Here is a 19,539-nt window from a genome sequence, read left to right on the forward strand (position 1 = left end):
TTATAAATTTTAATGATGATTTGATAAAAAATATTCACCTATGAATATCATTAATAATCAAACAATTAAGTGTAACATCAAAAAATAAGCATCTTATGACGATCTGTTTATTTGACTAAAAAGCTATTGGCGACAATTATTGTTAATGGTGATTTTTACTTATTATCCAATGTAATTAAGCTAAAAATAAGACCATATAATAAATTACAGGAATATTTTATCGATAAAATCACTTACATTAGATAATTTAACATTTATGAGGCAATCATTAATGGAACAAATAACCAGAGTCCTTGAAAAAATAAATCAGGGGCGTAACGACCAGCCTCTCACCCTGGCCGATTTCATGCCACTTTCCCTTGCCGAAATCCGTAATACGGGTCAGCTTTCACGGGATGACGCACGGTTACTGTACCGTGCAGCGCAAAAAGAAAAACAAAACAACCTGCTCTATACCGCACGGGCACTGACCCGCGCCAATCCGCTGCTGCGCAACGAAATGAGCAGAGCCCGCTATCACGGTGCAACCCCTTATGGCTATGATGATATTATTGTGCCGCGCGCTGATGAGTTTGCCGCCCCGGGTTCTGTCTCTTCCATGTTTTCCCCGGCCGGTTATCTGACAGAACTGTACCGTGAAGCCCGGGGACTGCATCCAAAAGACAGTGACCATAATCTGGATAAGCGCCGTCCGGACCTGGCAAAACTGGTGCTCTCTCAGGACAATCTGGATAACGAAATCTCTGCTCTGTCACTGGCGAATGAGCAACTGGAAACGGCGCTGATGACAAATGCCGGTCAGACAGACAAAAGCACATACTATGAAACCCTGGCAAAGTCCTGCAACAGTGGTGTAACGCCGTATAACCTGCCGTTTGAGGGAATACATAACGCCCTGGCGCAGCGGAATTTTGTTCTGCCGGATAATATTCTCAGCACCTCTGCGAAGTTTGCCATACTGACGGCATACAACGCCGGTATCTCACCAACGTTGTATGCCATACTGACAGAAGATACAGAGTCATTAACCGGTCCCGACCTGAAAAAATCGCTGAAAAATAACTTCCCGACGATTAAGATTAGAAAGCTTATGGCTCCGGATGCGCTGGCCAATTATTATGAGCTTCCGGCAGATGACATTCAGGCCCTTATTGCCGCCGAAATAACAGGCCGGTTAGCAACACCGGATATGTATAACAAGAATAATAAACTGATAATACCGGCAATAAGCGCCGGCGGGAAAATAACATTCAGTGAACTGGTCAGAACACCGGATGATCAAAAACAGGCAGACTATATTGATTTAATTCCGCAGGGTGGTAATCAGTTTTTAGTTAATTTTAGTGTAAAGGAAACCCTGAAAGACGCGACGCATTTTAGTATAGGCTGTAATGAATCGTTTAATGATCTGGCAGATAAAAAGGGGTTTGTTCCTCTGGCCGGGGAGCACTACAGTATCTCCGTCACACTGGATGCTGAGCTTTTAAAAGCAAAAACCAAAATCGGAATCACCAGAAAAAAACCGGAACCCGCCAGCGACGGGAACTATTACACCTCAGCCACCTTCACCATCAGTCCCAATACGAAACCGGGTATATGGTTCCTCAGACTCAATAAAACACTGCGTCTGGCAAAAGTCAGCAGTATGATCCCGCTCGAAACACAACATGCCTTAATCCACGTAAGAAATGGTTCAAGCGAATGCGAATTACACCGCTTCACCGAAACGCTGCTTTACCGTAAACGTTACGGTATTGATACTGAAACCGCATTAATGCTGTGTAACGCCGGTATCAGCAAAATCCGCTATGACGGGCAGCTCAGCCATTTTGACCGCCTGTTTAATAATCCGCCGCTGAATGGTGTAACTTACACTTTAGGTGGTGATGATATTCCGATGGAACCGGATACCAAAGACCCGCGTCGTGAAGTCCTGAAACGCGCTTTCCGGGTAGATAATACCGGTTTGTGGCAACTCTTTGTTATCACAAATCGTGAAAACGAATCCAAAACTATCGAAAACAAGACAGAAAAACTTCGTGGTCTGTTATTTGTTCGTCTGCTGGCGGATGTGCACAACCTGACAGTAACACAACTGGATGCCCTGCTGCAGATTTCCCCTTACAGGTCAATGAACGTTTACGATTTAGATGGCAAAACGCGCCAGAGAATCCTCTCTTTTCTGTCCCGGATCACCCAATGGCTGAATACACAAAACATTACGGTTGAACAGCTGATGCTGCTGCTGAGTAAAGAATCTCCGGCGGCGCCGACCAAAGAGATGCAGCTCCTGCTGGATCTCTTGCGTAACGGTGGTATTGACAAAGCCGATACAAAAACGCTGTATACCACCATGGCACCGGTGATTACCGCGGCTATGCAACTGGACGTCACGGAATCAGGGGAAGCACTGCTGCGCTGGCTGGATAACAATCATCCCGAAAAGATACCCGCCATCACCGAGGCTTGGGATCTTATTATCAAAAAAGATCAGACAGCCGACGACAAGAAAAAACTGGCGGCCTGGTGTCAGGCACTGGCACAACGTACATTGGTCATTCGCACCTTTACACTCAGTCATGCCGAACTTCAGACATTGTCACAAGGTGCACCGGCCGGCACCATTACTGACCTGTATAACATCTGTGATTTCCATAACCTGATTAACCGCTGTGGTGAACAGGCCGGTACGGTACTGGATGCACTGCAAAGCAGGACACTGACAGTGAACATTCTGGCACAGGCACTGAATCGGTCAGAAGATGTGATTACTCAGGCACTGACACAGGCCGGACAAAAACCGGAACTGACCACATGGCAACAGCTGGCCACATTGCCGCCACGGCTGGATTTGGCCGATACCCTGCATATCACCCCGAAAGATATCACCACGCTGCTGACAGTGTCTGAGAATGTGAAAGCGTCTTATGCAGACCTCTCCGCACTGGCAGGATTGTTACAGGCCGGTCTGAACGAACAACAGACCAGACAACTGCAAAATCAGTCTGAACCGCGCCGCAATGAAGCCCTCAGCGGGGAGTACCGTTCTCTGGTCATGAACAATCCGGTGGCAAACCGTGATGATATCTGGCGTAATCTGCTGGTGGACGGAAAAGTCAGTGCCGGAATCACAACCACCCTGCTGGCGGATGCCATCGCCGGTATTCAGCTCTATATTAACCGCACCATTGCCGGTGATGAGCCGGATGCAAACAGTGCAGCTCTTGAGCGTCAGTTCTTTAAAGACTGGGATACCTGTAATAAACGCTACAGTACCTGGGCGGGTGTGTCTCAGTTAGTCTATTACCCTGAAAACTACGTTGACCCGACCCTCCGTATCGGTCAGACCGCGATGATGAACACCATGCTGGAGCAGCTTTCACAAAGTGAACTCAGCAAAGATACCCTGGAAAACGGCTTCCGCCAGTACCTGACCGCCTTTGAGCAGGTCGCTAATCTGAAAGTGGTCAGCGGTTATCATGATGCCGTTGATATTGAACAGGGCAACACCTGGTTTATCGGTACCAGTCAGACGGAGCCGAAAAAATATTACTGGCGCAAAGCGGATCACAGTAAATGTCAGAATGGCCGCTTTGCCGCCAATGCCTGGAGTGACTGGAAAGAAATTACCTGTGCGGTGAATCCGTACAGGGATATGGTGCGGCCGGTGATTTTCCATTCACGTCTTTATCTGTTATGGATTGAAAAACAAGTACAGAAAGATAACACCGGTAAAGATACGCCATCTTTTACCCTGAAGCTGACACATATTAAATATGACGGCAGTTGGGCTTCGCCATTCAGTTATCATGTGACTGAAGACTTCACCACCGGCGGAGAAAAAAATGGTCTGTACTGTGCCGCCAACCAGGACGATAACTCATTGCTTATTGTCTGCTATAAAAAAGTAAAAGAAAATAACACAGTACCGACTGAATCCTTCGGATTGAATATTCTTCCGGATATGACCCATGAAAAAGAAAAAAATATACAAAAAATATTAACGAAAGTTTCCCATCAATTAGATACAGAAACTACCGTCAGGGTAAATACCCTTCTGAATCGTCAATTCACTTACAAATTTACCCCGGTATCACAAGACGGAAATTCGGCACTGAATCTCACCCTATCCCCTGGTGACTATTTAATCAGTGATCATAATAATAAAAAAACACTGACATTGAATCCTGATGCTTGTATTACCATCGACCCCGGTAAAATATTTGATTTTATTCCCGATCCTTTGCAGAAAGGATTTATTAGTAAACTCATAATTACTGACGCTACAATTTATAAACCGGAATCAATGGAAATAAAGCCTATCGATAATAAAATGTCCGGCTCCATTGATAAGCTTGCCGTAGTGGGTATCAGGCCAACAGATTCGATAAGTGTGATTGCGCTTTCCATCTGTAATCTTAAGCCGGAAGTTGATGACATTATTCTGACAAGTAACACAACAAAACGGAGTTTCACTCTGGGTTTTAACGAAAAATCAGGGTCATGTTCTGCATATAATTGTACTCTTCAAGACGCATTAGCGATGAATAGTGAAGAATATGCTATTCAAACTGATGTACCAAATGCGGGTACACTCCTCTTGGGCGAGATGAAAGCTCAGGCCAAACCTATCCATGCAAATAATATCGAAATTACATTTAAATCCAAGGAGAGTGAATTAAAAAAAATAAACGGTCATGACGCCGGGATCACCCCTCCGGAGTACCCGCTTCATTCAAAAAAAATACTGAAATTCCCGTTTGGGGAACAGAAAATAGATCTTCCCGACAATACAGATGTTAATAACCTGGAGATCATAATAACTGTTAGTTTCAGAAATACAGACATTCTTACAGCGACTGCCACTTATAAGTTGGTTATAAAGAATGCTGCTTTAGATTCCAGACCCATATCCCTGTACACCACGCCGGACGGCGCTCAATATATGGAGCGGGATGGTTACCGTACCCGGTTAAACACGCTGTTCACCCGCCAGTTAATTGAGCGTGCCAATAACGGCATTGACGCAATATTATCCCCTGAAACCCAGTATCTGCCTGAACCGAAACCGGGACAGGGCACCTATGTCACACTGACACTGAAACCGTATGACAAGAATATCCACGGCACTGACCGGGCATTTACGATTTATTACAGCAATGATGTCACGGACACCGGCAAATTTTCAGTTTACAGCGGCTCACTCAGTATTACCGATACGACAGAAGTAAAATTATTCATTCCGCTGATTAAAAACGCCGCGGGTCAGTCTGCTGATACGCAGCAGGATACTTTATATCTCAATGCTAAATACCAGACAGGAGCAACAAAGCCGATCTGTCTGTCCCGCGCCGATGCTGATAAAAATAATCCTGAAGGCTGGACATTGGATAAAAGTGTTAACAAAGGCACCTTCGCCGGCCTGGCAGAAGACGGGGTCTCCGGTTTATTACAATCCGGTGAGCCGATGGATTTCAGCAGTGCCAATGCCCTCTATTTCTGGGAATTGTTCTATTATACGCCGATGATGGCAGCAACGCGCCTGTTGCAGGAGCAGAACTTTACCGACGCTAACCGCTGGTTAAGCTATATCTGGCGTCCTGATGCAAATGGAGCCGGTGACTGGCGGGTACGCCCGCTGAAAGAAGATACCTCCTGGAATGCCGACCCGCTGGATTCGGTTGATCCCGATGCGGTCGCCCAGAATGATCCGATGCACTACAAAGTCAGCACTCTGATGAAACTGCTGGATTTGCTGATTGCCCGTGGTGACAAAGCTTACCGCATCCCGGAACGCGATACCCTCAATGAAGCGAAAATGTGGTATATGCAGGCTCTGGGGCTGCTCGGGAATAAACCTGTCAGCATTCTCAGCAATGACTGGGAAAATCCGTCACTCAGTAATGCGGCAGATAAAACTCAGGCAAAACAGTTCCATGACAAAATCAGCCGAATCCGCAGCGGCGGCCTGCTGCCGGATGTCCGCACTGCTAATACCCTGACCGGATTGTTCCGGCCGCAGCAAAACGAAAAACTGCTCGGCTACTGGCAAACGCTGGAAATGCGCCTGTTTAATCTGCGCAATAATCTCTCCATTGATGGTCAGCCATTATCTTTGCCAATCTTTGCCGCACCGGCAGACCCGGCCGCACTGCTCAGTGCCGCCGCCGCAGCCTCCGGAGGCTGCAAATCGTTACCGTCTGCTGACATCCCGGCAATGCGCTTCCCGCAGGCGCTGGAAAGTGCCCGCTCGCTGACCGGGCAACTGATGCAGTTCGGTTCCACCCTCCAGGGGCTGATTGAGCGCCGGGATGCGGAAGCGATGAGTGAACTGCTGCAAAACCAGGCCGGTGAACTGATGCTCTCTTCCCTGCGGATACAGGAACAGGCTCTCACCGAACTGGATGCCGAGAAAAAAACACTGGAACAGAGCCGGGCCGGGGCACAATCCCGTTTTGACAACTACCGCACGCTGTATGATGAAAATGTCAGTGCGGAAGAAAAACGGACCATGGATCTGTATTTATCGTCTTCTGTACTGAGTACATCCATTGACGCACTGAATATGGCTGCCGCCGCTGCCGATATGGCACCGAATATCTTCGGCGTAGCCACGGGGGGCAGCCGCTGGGGCGGTATCCCGAAAGCCATTGGTGCAGGTATGAGTCTGGCGGCGTCTGCCACCAAAACGACTGCCGATAACATCAGCCAGTCTGAAGCATGGCGCCGCCGCCGTCAGGAATGGGAAATCCAGAAAAATAATGCCGAATCTGAAATAAAACAGATTGATGCACAACTGGAAACCCTTGCTGTCCGCCGTACCGCAACAGAAATGCAGTACAAACATCTGGAACTCCAGCAGGTGCAGACTCAGGCACAACTGGAGTTAATGCAGCGTCAATTCAGCAATAAAGCACTTTATAGCTGGCTGCACGGCCGTCTGGCATCCATCTATTACCGCTTCTACGACCTGACAGCAGCCCGCTGCATGATGGCGGAAAAAGCTTACGGATGGCAAACCAATGATACTGCAACCCGCTATATCAAGCCGGGCGCATGGCAGAGCAATAACGCCGGCTTGATGGCCGGGGAATCTTTGCTGCTGAACCTGGCAGAGATGGAACAGGCATGGCTGAAACAGGATCTTCGTTCACTGGAGGTCACCCGTACTGTTTCTCTGGCAGAAGTGTACCGTACTGACAATGTCATTCTGGCAGTGAAAATTGCTGAACTCCTGCAAGGGAGTGGCAGCGGGAATACACCAGCATCAACCGGGCTTTCAATGACGGAGGATAAACAACTGCATGCCGCATTCAACCTGAAAGCACTGAACATTGCGCAAGACTATCCTGCCAGCCTGGGCAATACACGCCGTATCAAACAAATCAGTGTAACATTACCGGCGTTGGTTGGTCCGTATCAGGATATGCGTGCCATATTCAGTTACGGCGGCAGCGCGTTGCCGGCCGGTTGCAAAGCTATTGCACTATCCCACGGTATTAATGATGACGGCCAGTTCCGGCTTGATTTCAATGACGGTCACTGGCTGCCGTTTGAAGGTATCCCGGTGAATGATGATAACAGCCTGACCCTGAGCTTCCCGGACGCAATCGGTGAGAAGCAGAAACCACTGCTGCTCAGCCTGACCGATATCATCATCCATATCCGTTACACCATTTGTTAATTTTTATCCTGACGACACGCTGCGGGCATCAGATTGTCACCAATAAAAACAACCCGCAGTGATAAATAACAGCCTGTCATTCAGGCTGTTATTTTTTATTCATACTGCAGGCGGGTGACTTTCCTGCATGGTGTCCTGCGGGTAAAACCACAAGACATGCCCGCGGTAAAAAAAATGCCGGTCAAATCATGACCGGCATTTTTTACAGAAAAGAAAACAGAATCAATCAGGACTCACACATATCAATACTGAGTTCTGACGGTGGCAGGCCGATTTGCAGTATAACCGGCTCATAATCCTCAGAGCCGCTCCAGTGACGGGCTATTTTACGCGCCAGCAAAAACCCGGCTGCGCCACCCAGAATACCGCCGGCAAGAACCAAAGACTGGCTTTCTGCCAGTGCCTGTACCAGTCCCGCTCCGGCAAACAAACCCAGCAGCGGCGTGAGATACACCAGCATTGCCGAACGTAATAAGCTTCCTTCCGGGATCCCGACTTCCACTTTCTGACCGGTCACCAGCGGTTCACTGACCGGAATCTCAAGCTGATGCTCTGCTTCCGGCCCCAGTTTATTCAGCAGATAAGAGCCGCATGCCGCCCGGGCTTTGCAACTGCCACATCCGGCAGATGACCCGTAACGCAGGACCGCGCGCCCGTCCTGCCAGCGCACCACGGTTGCCCACTCTTTGACCATATTAACCTCCGCTGAATGTCACACCGTCAGCTATCTGCCGGGCTGTCGCCGGAGGCAGTTCGCCGAAGACGGTGATCTCATTATCACCTTTACGTATGGTATACAGCGTACGTGAACCCTGGCGCATTGTCTGTTGATTTTCTGCTGTCTTCACCGCTTTGGCGACATTCACAGAAAAAGAAAACAGACCATCGCTGAACATGACCGTCTCCACCCATTCCTGTTCCCCCACCTGACGGCGGTTACGGGTCATTTCTTTAAACCCGTTAGGAAGACGCATCACATCCCAGTCAAATTTGACCTTTTCCGGCTGCGGAATCGCCAGTACCGGCGGCATGGTAACAGACTGCACCGCTTTCAGTGCCTCTGTCACACTACTGTTATTCACGGAAGCAGAAACCACGCGGAACTGCTCAAGTGAAACATTATTCTGATCCAGCAGATCCACCTGTAACGGCAGACCGGTTTCTTCATCTGCGACAACAATATAATTGTAACGTGAATTATCTTTTGAGGTGATGCGCACCACCCGACCCGGATGATCACCGATGTGGATCCGCCCGACATCAATAAAATTGTAATAGGCTTTCAGCGCATTGAAGTCTGCGAAAATAATCGACGGCAGATAATCAACAATGTGATTACCGCTCAGGCTGAATGAATCCAGCCCCGGTTCATAGTAGCTGATCTCCTGACCACGCTGGACAATTTCCCGGCGGGAGCTGTCCATCTGCATAATCTGCGCGACAGGCTGACCATCCATAACCGCATAGCGGTAACGGACCGGTGTGATACCTTTCGGGGAGATGGTGATAAAAGAGAGTTCATAACTGAGTGTGCGGGAAGCGTTACCCATATTCTGCAGCAGCGCCTCAGCACTTTGTTGTGCTGAGGCCGGTGCTGCGAGTAACAGGCTGCCCGTCAGAAAAGCAACGGATAACCAGATTCGTTTCATTACTACTGCTGTGGTTGTGAAGACGCGCGACCCTGTTCCGGGGCGGCTGTCTGTTTAACTTCAGGCTGACCATCCGTGTGTACACGGCGATCCAGTTCATACTGCTGGAAAATCGCATTCAGACGCGCACCGCGCTCCTGATCAAAACGGGTCTGCGGAGCAAGGCCCGCGCCGTTTTTCAGATCCAGGCTGACCGGTGAGGCACTGCCCATAAACGGAACAGTATTGAATGCGGATGCATCACCGTTGACCACGCTCTCTGTGCCGTCAGTATTATAGTGCTGAACACCGATAATCACGGCCAGTGATACACAGGCTGCCATACCGATTTGTGTTAACTGACTGGCCCACGGGCGCAGTTTTGCCACAAATCCGTAATCACGCCATGTTTTCGGTTCAGGCTGAGACTCAGGGATCGCCTGAGGTGCGATATAAACCGGCTCCTGCGCCAGTGCTTCAGCTACCCGTGACGCAATATCAAAATGCATAACATCCGGCAGATCGCCGCGCAGGGTATCACGGATAAGGTGATAACCGGCCCATTCTGCCTGCAGATCTGCATCCTGTGTCAGTGCGGTAACCACTTCACTGTCAAGAGTTTCTCCGTCCATCAGTGCGGAAAGTGTCTCTTTTTGCATGCCTACGTTCCCTTCAGTGTGATTTAAGTGCTCACTGATTTTGTATCAGTGGCTGAACTTTATTATCGATGGCTTCGCGTGCGCGGAAGATACGGGAACGAACCGTACCGACCGGACAATCCATAATCTCAGCTATTTCTTCATAGCTCAGACCATCGAGCTCACGCAATGTAATCGCCGTTTTCAGATCCTCGGGTAAGGAATCGATCGTGCGGAAAACCACCGCTCTTAATTCTTCAGACAACATTAAGTTCTCTGGGTTCGAAATTTCTTTTAACGCCCCTGAGGATTCAAAATTCTCAGCATCACCGGCATCCACATCACTGGACGGCGGACGGCGCCCCTGAGCAACCAGGTAATTCTTTGCTGTGTTGACTGCGATACGGTACAGCCAGGTATAAAATGCACTGTCACCGCGAAATGACCCGACTGCGCGGTACGCCTTAATAAAGGACTCCTGCGCCACATCCGGAACATCACTTTGCGGAACATAACGGGATACCAGACTTGCCACCTTGTGCTGATAACGTACCACCAGCATATTAAAGGCTTTCTGATCCCCTTTCTGTACCCGCTCAACCAGCATTTGATCCGTTAACTGCTCGCTCATTCGCAGTGTTATCTCCCGAAGCTCAGCTTCACCATTCTCTTTCCTGTTTCGCTTCACTTCATCATGAGCAAGCGATACTTTGAGTCAGCTAAAATAGCGAAGTTCATTTTTCTTTTAAAAAAATTACAAAAAAGGATCCTTTTTGTGATCCTTGCTGCATATTTTTCGGATAAGTCCTGTGTATTTACCCGCACACTCTCTTTCCGGTAATTAACGTTACAGATTACCACGTTTTTGCCGGTAATCCCTCTGATAATCGCAGAAAATTGCCTCAGGGCAGTACAAATATCCTGTTTAATGTGTTTTTCTCTGAAAAAAGCACCGTTACTGTTATCACAACAGCGTAATTCAGTATTTCAGATAAAACCCGGTAATAAATGATTTAAAATCAGCGCTGTAACTGCCTTCTTCCGTTTTAATACTTACCGTCCGGTGCAGCGCACTGACCGGACGGCGTGATAAGGCGATCAATGTCCGGTGAAAAGGAGTGTCCGGTTTATCTGATACCGCAATCTGCGTGTGCAGAAACCAGTTCTGCTCACCGGCGGCGGTGATAAAATCTTGTCCGGTGGTGTACGGCAGCACCACACAGAATAAACCGTCCGGCGTAATAAGCTGTGCCGCATGCCGTAAAAGCTGCGGGTGCTCCAGTGATGTGGTGTAACGGGCGGTTTCCCGCGCACTGTCACGGCAGGCAACAGCCGGGGCGAAATACGGCGGATTACTGACGATAAGATCGTAACGGGATTCCGGGCAGGCCGCAGTAAACTCACCAATATCCTGATGAAACACCCGCAACCGGTCTCGCCACGGTGACGCCAGAAAATTTTCCGCAGCCTGGGCCGCTGCGCCGGCATCAATATCCACCGCGTCAATCTGCGTATCCGGCAATGACCGCTGCGCCAGCATCAGTGCCACCAGCCCGCTGCCGGTGCCGATATCCAGAATATGGCGGGCATTTTCGCACGGTGCCCAGCCGCCGAGCAGCACCCCGTCGGTACCGACTTTCATGGCACAGCGGTCATGGGCCACAAAAAATTGTTTGCAGGCAAAACCACGGCGGCGGGCGGGTTGTTTTTCGTTTGTCATCATCACTGAGCTGTTTGTCTGTTAAAATAAAGAAATCCCGGCGACAGGATACGGACTTCTGCCCGCAGAAGAAAGTCCCGCACGCTGACAACTATTTTTGATGAAGATCCTGTCCAAGCCGTTTATAATCAGCGGTCCAAACAGAGGTATATAATGACTGCAACTACTTTTTCTGAACTTGAACTGAACGATGAACTGATCCGCGCACTGGATGCCAAGGGCTATGAGCGCCCGACGGCCATCCAGGAAGCGACTATTCCGGCTGCGCTGGATAATCGTGATATTCTGGGTTCAGCCCCGACCGGCACCGGCAAAACTGCCGCCTATCTGCTGCCGGCCATTCAGCACCTGTCTGACTTCCCGCGTAAAAAATCCGGGCCGCCGCGCGTGCTTATTCTGACCCCGACCCGCGAACTGGCTATGCAGGTGGCGGATCAGGCCAGAGAATTCTGTCAGTTCACCCATCACGATGTCGCCACGATCACCGGCGGCGTGGCTTATATGAACCACGCCGAAGTGTTCAGTGAGAACCAGGATATTGTTGTCGCGACCACCGGTCGTCTGCTGCAGTATATAAAAGAAGAAAACTTTGACTGCCGCGCGGTTGAGATCCTGATCCTTGATGAAGCTGACCGCATGCTGGACATGGGCTTTGCCAACGACATCGAAACTATCGCCGGTGAAACCCGCTGGCGCACACAGACCATGCTGTTCTCTGCCACCCTCGAAGGTCAGGCTATCCGCGATTTCGCCAAACGGATCCTGAACGAACCGGTTGAGATCGAAGCCGATCCGTCACGCCGTGAGCGTAAAAAAATCCAGCAGTTCTATCTGCGTGCCGATGACCTCGATCACAAGAAAGCCCTGCTTGCACATTTGCTGAAACAGCCGGACGTCACCAAAACAGTGGTATTTGTCCGTAAACGTGAGCGCGTGCGTGAACTGGCTGACTGGCTGCGCACACAGGATATCGTTTCCTGTTATCTTGAAGGTGAGATGGTTCAGGCGAAACGCAACGAAGCCATCAGCCGTATGACTGACGGGCGCGCTACGGTGCTGATCGCCACCGATGTGGCCTCCCGCGGGATCGATATCGACGATATCAGCCACGTGTTTAACTTTGACCTGCCGCGCACCGCAGATGTCTATCTGCACCGTATCGGACGTACCGCCCGTGCCGGACGCAAAGGTGTGGCCATTTCGCTGGTGGAATCTCACGACCAGCCGCTGCTCGGCAAAATTATCCGTTATGTTGAAGAACCGGTTAAAATGCGGGTGATTGATGAATTACGGCCGAAAACCCGTGCGCCATCGGAGAAAGCGACGTACAAGCCGTCGAAAAAAGTGCTCGCCAAGCGCAAAGAGCAGAAAGCCGCTGAAACTGAGAAGAAGAAAAAAACCAAAATCCGTCACCGCGTCAGTAAAAATATCGGAAAACGACGCAAGCCAGGCGCAGATCATGCGGAGCAAACTCCTGCGGCCACTGAACCACAGGAATAAGCGGAATTCCTTCTCTCTGATAAAAGAAAACGGACTGTCACAGTCCGTTTTTTTATGCTTACTCCCGGGTTTCATCCATCTGTTCCATCGCGGTAACCACCTGCGACAGGGTATGCGCCTTCACACCGAGGACCAGTTTCTGCAAAACGGAATGCGCATGCTGCGGCGGATAATAATCCAGCGCTATCCGCTGCCCCAGCGCTTTCGGGATATCCAGTCCGTCCTGAATATGCGTAAGCCAGTCATGTTCCAGCACATAATGGCGGATAAGTTCGGCCCCGCGCGCGCGCGCCGTCACCAGAGACACCCCCTCTTCCGCCAGCGTATTTTCTGCCAGCCCTGCTGCATTAAATATCACCGCCGGCTGCTGAAGTACCACCGCACAGAATGAAGCCAGACCACCGCCGAGAGAATGCCCGACAAACAGCCACGGACACACGGATTGCGACAACAGATGTGCTGCCAGTGACACAGCCTCCTGATACTGCCGGGCCGGCAGTCCGCGCCCCTGGCGGATATTGGTCATCATATCCGGCATATCATTACTGCCCGCAAATGCCAGAATACCGGTATCGCGATAATGATAAATCATGCTTTGCAGGCCGGACGGGCTGCTCAGCTGATCTTCTGTCAGTGAGAGCGAGGCCAGTGTCTGCGCATCAGAACGGCTGACCTCGCCGATATCACGGCTGCCGGGCTGATAACTGTCAGAACACAACCGGGCCAGGGTAATATCATCGGGAAAACCATCCTGCCGGATCCCGGCGGGTACCGGCAGCAATAAATTCGCTGCGGTCAGATGCTGCCGCTGTAAAAGTGCCTGGCAATGCGGCGTGGATGAGAAAGCCAGTAACTGCGAAAAATAGTGTTCGATCAACATAAGTACGCCTCCTTGGGCACTGAAGGCTTCACTTAACGCTATTCACTACTCTGTAACAATATCATTTTTTATCAGTGAGTTACCGGCATCCCTATCCGTCAGACATAAAAAAACCACGCCGGAGCGTGGTTTTCGGAACACAAATTGTTGCCGGAACGATTACAGGCTGGCAGTAAAAGTACGGGCAATAACGTCGCGCTGCTGTTCAGGTGTCAGTGAGTTGAAACGCACTGCGTAACCGGAAACACGGATAGTTAACTGCGGGTATTTTTCCGGATGGTTAACAGCATCTTCCAGAGTTTCACGACGCAGAACGTTCACGTTCAGGTGCTGACCACCCTCAACACGGACGGTAGGCTGAACCTGTAAATTCACTTCACGGTACTCGAAAGGACCTAATGCGGCACGGGAAACAACATCACCGTCTGCATATTGTTCTTTTGCACAGATGCAGCGTACTTCGTCTTTGCTGTCATCCAGCAGCCAGAAAGAGTTAACCAGTGCAGCGTTTTCGGATTTAGTAATTTGAATACCAGTAACCATGATGACCTCCGGGTGATTCGTTATCAATTTATTGATTGTCATTTAACTTGGAATATTGGTCTAACCAATGTCTCTGCATCTTATATACCAATAATACAGGGGCGATTCTTTGACATATATCAATAAAAATCATATCAATTTTTAACCATCATGATAAAAGCCTGTTTTAAATCAAAATTTCATTTTGTCTATTTTCAGATTTTTTTGCAAAAAATCAGCCATTTTCGCCCTGCCGTTGTGGATATCAGAACCGGACCCGCAAAAAAATCCCTTCTTATTTCCTAACAACGGATAAGTCAGGTAAGCTGAATGCAACTCTTGTAATAAATGAAGGATAACGACACGATGTCTGCATCACTGACCTGGCATGATGTCATCGGCCATGAGAAAACCCAGCCCTATTTCATTGAAACACTCCGTGTTGTCGCCCATGAGCGAGAAATTGGTAAGACCATTTACCCACCACAGAAAGATGTCTTCAACGCATTCCGTTATACGGCGCTGTCTGATGTGCGGGTGGTGATTCTGGGACAGGATCCGTACCACGGACCAAATCAGGCGCACGGCCTCTCTTTCTCTGTGCTGCCGGGTATTCAGCCGCCGCCGTCACTCGTGAATATGTATAAGGAACTGGAAGCGGATATCCCCGGATTTACCCGGCCAAATCACGGCTGCCTCGTCAGCTGGGCACAACAGGGGGTGCTGCTGCTTAATACCGTGCTGACCGTTGAACGCGGGCAGGCGCACTCTCACGCCAAACTGGGCTGGGAAACCTTTACTGATAATGTGATTGCGGCAGTCAATGCCCATTGCGACGGTGTGATTTTCCTGCTTTGGGGCGCACACGCCCAGCGGAAAGGCCAGTATATTGATCAGCAAAAGCATGTGATACTGAAAGCACCGCACCCGTCACCGCTGTCCGCACACCGGGGTTTCCTGGGCTGCGGTCACTTCTCAAAAACCAACGCCATACTGACAGAGCGTGGTCAGGCAGCCATCGACTGGCAGCCGGTGATCCCGGCAGAGCTTCAGCCCGGCGCATAGTACACAGACAAAAATGCCGCCTCTGCGGCGGCATTCCGTTGCGGATGAAAAATCCTTATTTAGAGACCATCACCATCGCCGGACGCAGCAGGCGACCGTTTAAGGTGTAGCCTTTCTGCATCACGTTCACCACATGGTTGGACTCGTGATCTGCAGCATCCACCATACTGATGGCCTGATGCACATCCGGATTGAACGGCACTTTGGTCTCTTCAACCACTTCGATACCGAATTTTTTCACCGCATCTAGGAAGGATTTCAGTGTCAGTTCCAGCCCTTCCAGCATACTTTTCTGTGCTTCATCTTCCGGATTCACCGCACTCAGTGCGCGCTCCAGGTTATCAATCACAGGTAATAATTCATTAGAAAAACGTTCTAATGCAAACTTATGGGCTTTTTCAACATCCTGTTCCATACGGCGGCGGTTGTTTTCAATCTCCGCTTTGGCGCGCAGCATGGCTTCGCGTTCCGTTTTACGGGACTCTTCCAGTTCATGCTCCAGCTCCGCAATACGGGCCTGTGCCGCTGCGGCAGCATCCGCCTGCGCCGTTTCCGGCTGCTCTGCTGCCGTGTTCAGGGTCTCCGCTGCATCTGCAACAGGTTCTTCGTGCGTTTTTTGTTCGTGACTACTCATAAAATCTCCGCGTATTTCGCAATAATCCTGATTCTTGTTTATTATGGGGATCAAACTCAGAGATTCAAGGGAATGGCGATTAAGTGAGGCTAAAACGCACATGCTGACGGACAATACCGCAAAAAACAAATCGTTCCGCTGTATCGGAATTGTCGGCCATCCGCGCCATCCTGAAGCGCTGGCAACCCACGAACTGCTTTATCGCTGGCTGCTGAAAAAAGGTCTGCGTGTGATAGTGGAAAGTGATGTTGCCGCTGAAATGCGGCTGACCGATGCCGTCACCGGCACACTGCCGGATATCGGGCAACAGGCCGACCTGGTGATTGTGATCGGCGGGGACGGCAATATGCTCGGTGCCGCCCGGGTGCTCTCCCGCTATGGTGCGGATGTGATCGGTGTGAACCGGGGAAACCTCGGCTTTCTGACCGACCTCGCGCCGGACAATGCACTCCAGCAGCTCGACCGCGTACTGACCGGGGAATATCACGTCGAAAAACGGTTTCTGCTGGATGCCGGCGTACTCAGCCCAAACGGTAAACTACGCCGCAGCACCGCGCTCAACGAAGTGGTACTGCACCCGGGAAAAGTCGCACATATGATTGATTTTGAAGTCTATATTGATGAGCGCTTTGCATTCTCCCAGCGTTCCGACGGCCTGATCATCACCACCCCGACCGGCTCCACCGCCTATTCGCTTTCCGCGGGCGGGCCGATCCTGACACCGAATCTTGATGCTATCGCCCTGGTGCCGATGTTCCCGCACACCCTCTCCTCACGGCCGCTGGTGATCAGCAGTCACAGCACCATTACCCTGAAATTCCCGCAGACCAACATTGATTATGAAGTCAGCTGTGACAGCCAGATAGCGCTGCCGATACAAGAAGGGGACGTGGTCAGGATCAAACGCAGCAGCAAAACACTCGATCTCATACACCCGATTGACTATAACTATTTCAATACGTTAAGCACGAAACTCGGCTGGTCTAAAAAAATGTTCTGATTTTTTTCATTCCGCCTCTTTACCGGATACAAATCCTGATTATACTGTATGAAAAAACAGGTATGTGTATATCCACAGGAGAGGCGGCATGTTAACCCAGCTCACCATCAGTCAGTTTGCTATTGTCCGCGAGTTAGAGATCGACTTCCGCGCCGGTATGTCTGCCATCACAGGGGAAACCGGTGCCGGTAAATCCATTGCCATTGATGCACTTGGTTTATGCCTCGGCAACCGCGCGGATGCCAATATGGTGCGCCCCGGCGCCAACCGTGCTGATATCTGCGCCCGCTTCTCCCTGAAAGATACCCCTGCCGCCCGTCTCTGGCTGGAAGAACATCAGCTGGATGATAATCAGGAATGCCTGCTGCGCCGCACCATCAACAGCGACGGACGTTCCCGTGGTTTTATCAACGGCACAGCCGTACCGCTGTCACAACTGCGCGAGCTCGGCACACTGCTGATCCAAATCCACGGACAACATGCCCACCAGCATCTGCTGGAAAGCAGCCACCAGAAAATCCTGCTGGATACCTACGCTAACCAGGGCTTACTGCTCGGTGAAATGAAAAAAGCCTGGCAACAATGGCACAATGCCTGTCAGGCACTGGCGCACTATCAGCAGCAGGCACTGGAACGTGAAGCCCGTCAGCAGCTGGTTGATTATCACCTGAAAGAGCTCGGTGAATTTGAACCCCGTGAAGGGGAATTTCCGGATATTGATGCAGAATATAAACGCCTGGCGAATGCCGGTCAGTTTCTGAGCCTGAGTCAGGGCACCTTAAACATTCTCAGTGAACATGATGAAAACAACATCATCAGCATGCTCAATCATGCCCGTCATGAACTCAGTGAACTGATCTCCCTGGATGAAAGCCTGTCTCCGTTACTGAACATGCTGGAAGAAGCCGCCATTCAGGTGGATGAAGTCAGCAATGAACTGCGTCACTACAGTAACCGGGTGGATCTCGATCCGAACCGGCTGTATGAACTCGAGCAACGAATCTCCCGTTACATCAGCCTGAGCCGTAAACACCACACTACACCGGAAGAGTTATATGTCCTGTATGCACAGTTGCAGGAAGAGCAGCAGATGCAGCAGGAAAGTGAACAACACAGCGAAGAGCTGAGCCGCGAAGCGGAACAGTATTATCAGCAGGCGCTGACAATCGCACAGCAGTTACATATGGTCAGAGAACACTACGCCGCTGAACTGAGTGAGCTTATCACACAGAGTATGCACCATTTATCGATGCCGCACGGCCGCTTTACCGCCGATGTGATTTTTACCCCGGAACAACTGAGTATGGATGGCGCAAGCAGAGTTGAATTTAATGTCACCACCAACCCGGGACAACCTCATCAGGCACTGGCGAAAGTGGCATCCGGCGGGGAGTTATCCCGTATTGCATTGGCAATTCAGGTGATCACCGCGAAGAAAATGGACACGCCGGCACTGATTTTCGATGAAGTGGATGTGGGGATCAGCGGTCCGACAGCCGCTATCGTCGGGAAACTGCTGCGTGAACTGGGCGAATCCACGCAGGTCATGTGTGTGACTCACCTGCCGCAGGTTGCGGGTTGCGGACATCAGCACTACTTTGTCAGCAAACACACCAACGGCACGGAAACCGAAACCGCCATGCAGTTGCTGGATAAAAAAGCGCGGGTACAGGAACTGGCCCGGTTACTTGCCGGTGCTGCCGTTACCAAAAATACCCTTGCCAGCGCAAAAGAATTGCTGGCAGCATGACAAACAAGCTGATTTCATCTAACTTTTATGCGATCCTGCGGTCATAGAAAAATGTAAAGGTTTTCAATTTGATTATTGTCGATTATCATCGTCACAAAGAATCCTAAAGGAATGAAATCACCATGCGTTGTAAATTGCTGATTGCCGCAACGACATCTTTGTTGCTGTTAACTGCCGGTTGTTCCACTCTGGAGCGTGTTGTTTACCGCCCGGATATCAACCAGGGTAATTACCTGACACCGGCAGACGTGGCGAAGATCCAGAAAGGAATGACCCAACAGCAAGTCGCTTATACACTCGGTACCCCGATGTTACGTGACCCGTTCGGAACACAGACCTGGTACTATGTCTTCCGTCGCGAACCGGGCCATGAGCCGGTGAAACAGGAAACACTGACACTGGTCTTTGACTCCGCCGGTACACTGAGCCAAATCACGAACACCGATTACAAACCGGATGGCGGTGACGAAACAGCAAGTGAAATCGCCAGTCAGACTGTCACTGACTGATTCTCTGTG

Annotated in this window: 14 protein-coding genes; 6 read left to right on the forward strand and 8 right to left on the reverse strand. The window is 50.3% G+C overall.

Annotated features, from left to right (window positions below; translation table 11 throughout):
- Positions 1–271 precede the first annotated feature (271 nt).
- The gene (locus N7387_RS01535; RefSeq protein WP_279796232.1) at positions 272–7,684 is read left to right on the forward strand and encodes a neuraminidase-like domain-containing protein; all 7,413 of its coding nucleotides are present in this window, start codon (positions 272–274) and stop codon (positions 7,682–7,684) included.
- A gap of 226 nt (positions 7,685–7,910) precedes the next feature.
- Here the strand turns inward: N7387_RS01535 and rseC are convergent, their stop codons facing one another.
- The 5 genes from rseC to N7387_RS01560 form a co-directional block, all read right to left on the reverse strand.
- Positions 7,911–8,378, reverse strand: coding sequence for a SoxR-reducing system protein RseC (rseC, locus tag N7387_RS01540; protein ID WP_279796235.1), 468 nt, complete (start codon positions 8,376–8,378; stop codon positions 7,911–7,913).
- Between the two features lies 1 nt (position 8,379).
- Positions 8,380–9,333 (reverse strand): sigma-E factor regulatory protein RseB, encoded by a 954-nt coding sequence (rseB, locus tag N7387_RS01545; protein ID WP_108657420.1) that lies wholly within the window; start codon positions 9,331–9,333, stop codon positions 8,380–8,382.
- A 2-nt stretch (positions 9,334–9,335) separates the two neighbouring features.
- Positions 9,336–9,971 (reverse strand): anti-sigma-E factor RseA, encoded by a 636-nt coding sequence (rseA, locus tag N7387_RS01550; RefSeq protein ID WP_279796238.1) that lies wholly within the window; start codon positions 9,969–9,971, stop codon positions 9,336–9,338.
- 31 nt (positions 9,972–10,002) lie between these two features.
- On the reverse strand, positions 10,003–10,581 hold the full coding sequence (gene rpoE, locus N7387_RS01555; RefSeq protein WP_262861649.1) for an RNA polymerase sigma factor RpoE: 579 nt from the start codon (positions 10,579–10,581) through the stop codon (positions 10,003–10,005).
- A 348-nt stretch (positions 10,582–10,929) separates the two neighbouring features.
- Entirely contained in the window at positions 10,930–11,673 is a 744-nt protein-coding gene (locus tag N7387_RS01560) for a methyltransferase (protein WP_279796244.1), read from the reverse strand.
- Between the two features lie 150 nt (positions 11,674–11,823).
- Between N7387_RS01560 and srmB the strand changes: the two genes are divergently transcribed.
- Positions 11,824–13,170 carry an ATP-dependent RNA helicase SrmB gene (gene srmB, locus N7387_RS01565; RefSeq protein ID WP_262861237.1) on the forward strand — a complete coding sequence of 449 codons (1,347 nt, stop codon included), beginning with the start codon at positions 11,824–11,826 and terminating at the stop codon, positions 13,168–13,170.
- A gap of 58 nt (positions 13,171–13,228) precedes the next feature.
- Here srmB and N7387_RS01570 read toward each other — a convergent pair whose 3' ends face one another.
- Entirely contained in the window at positions 13,229–14,050 is an 822-nt protein-coding gene (locus N7387_RS01570; RefSeq protein ID WP_262861238.1) for a hypothetical protein, read from the reverse strand.
- A gap of 159 nt (positions 14,051–14,209) precedes the next feature.
- On the reverse strand, positions 14,210–14,593 hold the full coding sequence (gene grcA, locus N7387_RS01575) for an autonomous glycyl radical cofactor GrcA (RefSeq protein WP_004237002.1): 384 nt from the start codon (positions 14,591–14,593) through the stop codon (positions 14,210–14,212).
- A gap of 345 nt (positions 14,594–14,938) precedes the next feature.
- Between grcA and ung the strand changes: the two genes are divergently transcribed.
- The gene (ung, locus tag N7387_RS01580; RefSeq protein WP_279796252.1) at positions 14,939–15,637 is read left to right on the forward strand and encodes a uracil-DNA glycosylase; all 699 of its coding nucleotides are present in this window, start codon (positions 14,939–14,941) and stop codon (positions 15,635–15,637) included.
- Positions 15,638–15,692: 55 nt separating this feature from the next.
- Here the strand turns inward: ung and grpE are convergent, their stop codons facing one another.
- The gene (grpE, locus tag N7387_RS01585; protein WP_025152041.1) at positions 15,693–16,271 is read right to left on the reverse strand and encodes a nucleotide exchange factor GrpE; all 579 of its coding nucleotides are present in this window, start codon (positions 16,269–16,271) and stop codon (positions 15,693–15,695) included.
- Positions 16,272–16,371: 100 nt separating this feature from the next.
- Here grpE and nadK point away from each other — a divergent pair, with 100 nt between their 5' ends.
- The 3 genes from nadK to bamE all read left to right on the forward strand — a co-directional run bounded on the left by nadK (position 16,372) and on the right by bamE (position 19,530).
- Positions 16,372–17,271: an NAD(+) kinase gene (gene nadK / locus N7387_RS01590; RefSeq protein WP_025152040.1), complete on the forward strand. Its 900-nt coding sequence runs from the start codon at positions 16,372–16,374 to the stop codon at positions 17,269–17,271.
- Positions 17,272–17,359: 88 nt separating this feature from the next.
- On the forward strand, positions 17,360–19,021 hold the full coding sequence (gene recN, locus N7387_RS01595) for a DNA repair protein RecN (RefSeq protein WP_262883557.1): 1,662 nt from the start codon (positions 17,360–17,362) through the stop codon (positions 19,019–19,021).
- A gap of 122 nt (positions 19,022–19,143) precedes the next feature.
- Positions 19,144–19,530, forward strand: coding sequence for an outer membrane protein assembly factor BamE (gene bamE, locus N7387_RS01600; RefSeq protein ID WP_025152038.1), 387 nt, complete (start codon positions 19,144–19,146; stop codon positions 19,528–19,530).
- Positions 19,531–19,539: the final 9 nt, after the last annotated feature.

It is taken from the genome of Morganella sp. GD04133, assembly GCF_029835375.1.
GTDB classification, from domain to species: domain Bacteria; phylum Pseudomonadota; class Gammaproteobacteria; order Enterobacterales; family Enterobacteriaceae; genus Morganella; species Morganella morganii_B.

What these genes read in the sequence shown, in the direction of transcription:
- N7387_RS01535 (WP_279796232.1), top strand. Translation starts at nt 272, where the DNA reads ATGGAACAAATAACCAGAGTCCTTGAAAAAATAAATCAGGGGCGTAAC.
- rseC (WP_279796235.1), bottom strand. Translation starts at nt 8,378, where the DNA reads ATGGTCAAAGAGTGGGCAACCGTGGTGCGCTGGCAGGACGGGCGCGCG.
- rseB (WP_108657420.1), bottom strand. Translation starts at nt 9,333, where the DNA reads ATGAAACGAATCTGGTTATCCGTTGCTTTTCTGACGGGCAGCCTGTTA.
- rseA (WP_279796238.1), bottom strand. Translation starts at nt 9,971, where the DNA reads ATGCAAAAAGAGACACTTTCCGCACTGATGGACGGAGAAACTCTTGAC.
- rpoE (WP_262861649.1), bottom strand. Translation starts at nt 10,581, where the DNA reads ATGAGCGAGCAGTTAACGGATCAAATGCTGGTTGAGCGGGTACAGAAA.
- N7387_RS01560 (WP_279796244.1), bottom strand. Translation starts at nt 11,673, where the DNA reads ATGATGACAAACGAAAAACAACCCGCCCGCCGCCGTGGTTTTGCCTGC.
- srmB (WP_262861237.1), top strand. Translation starts at nt 11,824, where the DNA reads ATGACTGCAACTACTTTTTCTGAACTTGAACTGAACGATGAACTGATC.
- N7387_RS01570 (WP_262861238.1), bottom strand. Translation starts at nt 14,050, where the DNA reads ATGTTGATCGAACACTATTTTTCGCAGTTACTGGCTTTCTCATCCACG.
- grcA (WP_004237002.1), bottom strand. Translation starts at nt 14,593, where the DNA reads ATGGTTACTGGTATTCAAATTACTAAATCCGAAAACGCTGCACTGGTT.
- ung (WP_279796252.1), top strand. Translation starts at nt 14,939, where the DNA reads ATGTCTGCATCACTGACCTGGCATGATGTCATCGGCCATGAGAAAACC.
- grpE (WP_025152041.1), bottom strand. Translation starts at nt 16,271, where the DNA reads ATGAGTAGTCACGAACAAAAAACGCACGAAGAACCTGTTGCAGATGCA.
- nadK (WP_025152040.1), top strand. Translation starts at nt 16,372, where the DNA reads ATGCTGACGGACAATACCGCAAAAAACAAATCGTTCCGCTGTATCGGA.
- recN (WP_262883557.1), top strand. Translation starts at nt 17,360, where the DNA reads ATGTTAACCCAGCTCACCATCAGTCAGTTTGCTATTGTCCGCGAGTTA.
- bamE (WP_025152038.1), top strand. Translation starts at nt 19,144, where the DNA reads ATGCGTTGTAAATTGCTGATTGCCGCAACGACATCTTTGTTGCTGTTA.